Genomic DNA, 4132 nt, shown 5'->3' on the forward strand with positions numbered 1-4132 from the left:
AAAAAATAGAAGATATAAAAAACGAAAGCTAAGTTGTTAATCCAACCTAGCTTTCGTTTTTATACCGCAACTTTTCGTAAAGATGTTCCATTGACCCCTAATACTTTATAACGTTTTTATTTACATGAGCAAAGCGAGTTTTTCCAACACGTTTAATCTAAAATATTGGCAATTTATACCATGATTTTCATGGTATATAAGTGCGCCCTTAGGAAAATAATTTGAATATATTTCAGATTTTCAATCTGACTGCTCCTGTCATCGAGCAGACCGATGAGGAAAACAAAAAGAGGACTAAACAAAAAAAGTTTAGTCCTCTTTTTGTTTTGAATAGTTCTAGAACGTCATATTTTGCGTTTTAAGCGATTTTGACTAACCAGGCGGGGATTTTTACTTAGAAATTATTCAAAACGCCTGTAAAGTGCTTAAAATCGTTTCTAGGAACTTTTAGCGTTTATTTCATTCAGTTATCGGCATAATCGTTAAAACAGGCGTTATCGTAGCGTAAAAGCATGCCTACCATCCCAAATAATCCCTTCATCTTTGGTTCTATTATATAAAAAAACATAAAAACAACCCCTATTACCTGTCCAATAGATAACGGGGGTTGTTTTAATAGCGTTGTATAGGGGTTATTATCTAATTATAGACCCTGAGCTAAGGAATGTACTGATGTTTTCTAGTATAGTCCCTAGTCTGGCATCCCAAACAACTTTTCGTTTATACCCTTATCATGTGACCATTTAATCAACATATCAATTGTCAGAGGATATATGGCTATCTTTGAATATTCTAACTCTCATACTGTGAAGGAAGCCGCTGAAGCTATTAAATTATTGAAAGGAACCAGCCTTTTAATAAGTCAACAAAGAAATTCTGCTTTAAATCATATTGGGGTATCACAAATACTTTACAAATATGTTTTGCGTCGCAGCAAAAACCAGCAAATTAGGCTTAGTATAACAGAGATAATCAGCACAGCAAAAACACCATAAGAAGATTTTTCAAACGGGCCATCGACATTGACTCCCCAAAAACCAAAAATGATTGCTGGAATAGTTAAAACGATTGATATCTCTGTTAGAGTTTTCATAATCATGTTTAGCTGATACGAAATCATATTGTTTATCATATTTTCCAAATGATCCAAATATTGACTGTAACCTAAAATAATTCTATCCATTGTGTCGCTTGTATTGTATATCTCATCAATTATTTTTTGGGTGGTAAAATCAATATCATTAATAGTTGTAAAATTTTTTTTAATGAAATCCAGCGCTTTGTGATTAGCGCCATAGGTTGTTGACAAAGCTATCATGTATTTTTGAAGAGTCAATAAATCACCAAACGTTGGTCTGAGTGAACCGGACGTTGATATTTCTGAGTCTAAATCATCAATTTTTTCCTTGACTCCACGAAGGTCGTCAAGCATCACATGGAAATCTTTTTGCATGATCTTTAAAAGTACTTCCTGCATGAAATTATCGACATCATGTAAAACCATATTGGATAAGAGTTCGGGAATGAATTTTAATTTTTGTTTTGTAAAAATTATCAACTTATTTTTAAATACCAAGAAAACAACAGATGTCGTCAGATTATCTAGATGCCCACCTTCATGTATCTCGGGAAACAAAAAACTTACGAGCAAACTTTTTTCATCGTTCTGATCTATCATCGTGTCATATGCAACTCGATCATCAAACGTTAGTATATTGTCTATGTTAAAGTCAGATTTATGTTCAAAAGATTCGATATATTCTCGTTCGTCACCATACACATAAACAACAGACGAATTTTTGATATTTGATTCTGACGAAACTAATAATGTATTTTTTGTTAAAGAATAAGTTTTCAGCATTGTAATCCTCCTGCTTTATATTTTTCTCAAAAATAAATGCGTAATTGTTGTGGAATAAATACGTTATCAGTTTTAAAAACATTTTGTCTTATGTATGATAACCTGCTAAAAATTTTATCTCGCACATTATCTAGACAATCTCGTCTCCAGCTTCTAATGTATTATCTAATTTATAATTTTAGACCCTAAACGAACATCTTTTGTAAAAAGCCTTTTTTCTGTTCTTTCAACAAATCTAACTTACGTTGATGAAGAGTGATAGTGTCGTCTATTTTAGTAAAAAATAAATCTATTTGATTTTGCTCAGAAATTGAAGGAGTTAAAACAGTCAAAGAATTTAAAATTTCTTGGCTAACATTAAATCGAGTACTGCCACCAGCTCTTCGTTTAATTTCTTTTCTATTAGCATAATTTAGAGTTAATTCAATAAAATACGCATTATAAGAACTGATTCGTTTTCCTCTAATAGCAAAACCACTATACAAAGCGTAGCGAGCTTCTTTATAAGCTTTTGCCCATCCAACTTCTTCAACAATCTCTGAAGAACGAACAAATATTAAATCACCGTTTTCAACTTTGTTTTTATCTTCGATTTTTTTATCAACGGATACAGAATTTAATATATTGTCATACTTTATAGGTAAAGGATTTAGTATATCCATGACACTAATCATTTTAGTTCCTTTTCCATAATTTTCTTTAGGAGCATTAATTCCATTTGAAAAAGTCATTAAATCGGACAACTTACGCTGTTCCCAATCGTCAACAAACCCCGCAAATCGCAATTCAGGAACTTTGGCACCATTTTTAGGGAACATTTTTTGCAAGTAGCCTTTTTTCTGTTCTTTCAACAAATCTAACTTACGCTGATGAAGTGCGATAGTTTTGTCGAGTTGTTTGAAGAATGAACCTATTTTTTGTTGTTCTTCATAACAGGGAACAGAAGCACCCACACTATTAATTACAGTTTTCGATAAACTAGGTACACCAGTAGATTCATCAAATTTTTTCCAATTTATTTTTTTAAAAATAGATAGTGAAAATTGAAGGTCAATATTTTGTTTAGGAACAGCGTAAAACAAGGTATCGACAGTCCAAAAAGGCGCTTTTAATAAATAAGGCTTATCAATTGTCCCTTTCCTTCCAATCCCAATGGCATCTATATCTGATAGCGCTCTATCTACACTTAGCATATATCCACCAGTTCCATAGACAGGTATTGGTCCCGAATTCAGATGTTTGTAGTCTTTTCCAGACTTAACATCAATAAAATCAGCAAACTTACGCTCTTCCCAATCATCCGTAAATCCTTTAAATCGCAATTCTGGAACTTTCTTTTTAACTGAATCATCTATTTTCGCCATAGTCCCCACCATTTTCTTGGTTTTTCTTGTTCTTCTATCCTTTTTTGAACTTTGATTTGTTCCTGCAAATTTTCCAACTTCTCTTTAAGAGCGTTCACTTCATCTTTATATTGATTGTCTAAGTGTTTGAATTCTGTTTCCTGTGACGGCACATTAAGGGCTTTTAGACTGTCGTTTTCTGCCTTGTATTCTTCCAGTAGCTTTTTATCTTGCAAAGCTAATCGCTGTTGCTGGTCTAACAAATTTTGCATTTGTGAGATTTGAGTGTCTTTATTTTCTAGTTGCTTATCTTTAACAGATAATTGCTGTTCCTTTTTATCTAATTGTTCTTCTAAAAAACATATTAATTTAGTCTGTGCAGTATCATTTTGCAGTGTTTTTGCAGTCTGTGCAGTATCATTTTGCAGTGTTTTTTTTAGTAAAGAGTACCCTGCGTTATTAATTACTAAGGTATTATTACCTTTAATTTTTATTGTTTGAACAAACTTTTCTCTAAAATCTTTATCTATTTTATTTCTTATCGTCTGTTTTGATACGCCTAACTCGTCCGCAAGTTCTTTTATGGTTTTTAAATTCTCACTCATGATAAGTCCTGCCTTTTAACCGTTGGTAGGTATTGTTCAATTGCTTTTTTGAGGTACTTGGCTATATTGCGTTTTGAATAGGCTTCTTGTTTAGATCTCACATAAGAGAGGTGGTCTTTGACCCCATTCAACCCTCGTAAGGCTTTCAGCTCGTCATAGAGAGGGTACACGTACGCCTGCAATCCTGCCATAAGTGACGTATCGGTCATTTCATAAGGACTTAATAGCATATTATCCAACAAAAGTTTCGTGTATTTACTTTTTAATGCTTTCCCTGCTAAAAGTTCTTCTGCTTGTTCTTTATTTGCTTTATCCTGCAAATA

At 32.8% G+C, this 4132-nt stretch carries 3 protein-coding genes and 1 pseudogene; all 4 read right to left on the reverse strand.

From position 1 onward, the window contains the following. Window positions 1-910: 910 nt before the first annotated feature. Entirely contained in the window at window positions 911-1861 is a 951-nt protein-coding gene (locus CDIMF43_RS00435) for a magnesium transporter CorA family protein (RefSeq protein ID WP_003131454.1), read from the reverse strand. Between the two features lie 185 nt (window positions 1862-2046). Then, window positions 2047-3225: a restriction endonuclease subunit S gene (locus CDIMF43_RS00440; RefSeq protein ID WP_109840889.1), complete on the reverse strand. Its 1179-nt coding sequence runs from the start codon at window positions 3223-3225 to the stop codon at window positions 2047-2049. Continuing rightward, complete coding sequence (locus CDIMF43_RS00445) at window positions 3213-3809, reverse strand: MerR family transcriptional regulator (RefSeq protein WP_109840890.1); 597 nt, start codon at window positions 3807-3809, stop codon at window positions 3213-3215. The genes CDIMF43_RS00440 and CDIMF43_RS00445 overlap by 13 nt, the downstream gene beginning before the upstream one ends. Beyond that, window positions 3806-4132, reverse strand: a pseudogene (locus tag CDIMF43_RS00450) (RepB protein); the annotation flags it as partial. The gene CDIMF43_RS00445 and the pseudogene CDIMF43_RS00450, both read right to left, overlap by 4 nt.

The sequence above is a fragment of the Carnobacterium divergens genome, from assembly GCF_900258435.1.
Taxonomy (GTDB): domain Bacteria; phylum Bacillota; class Bacilli; order Lactobacillales; family Carnobacteriaceae; genus Carnobacterium; species Carnobacterium divergens_A.

What these genes read in the sequence shown, in the direction of transcription:
- CDIMF43_RS00435 (WP_003131454.1), bottom strand. Translation starts at nt 1,861, where the DNA reads ATGCTGAAAACTTATTCTTTAACAAAAAATACATTATTAGTTTCGTCA.
- CDIMF43_RS00440 (WP_109840889.1), bottom strand. Translation starts at nt 3,225, where the DNA reads ATGGCGAAAATAGATGATTCAGTTAAAAAGAAAGTTCCAGAATTGCGA.
- CDIMF43_RS00445 (WP_109840890.1), bottom strand. Translation starts at nt 3,809, where the DNA reads ATGAGTGAGAATTTAAAAACCATAAAAGAACTTGCGGACGAGTTAGGC.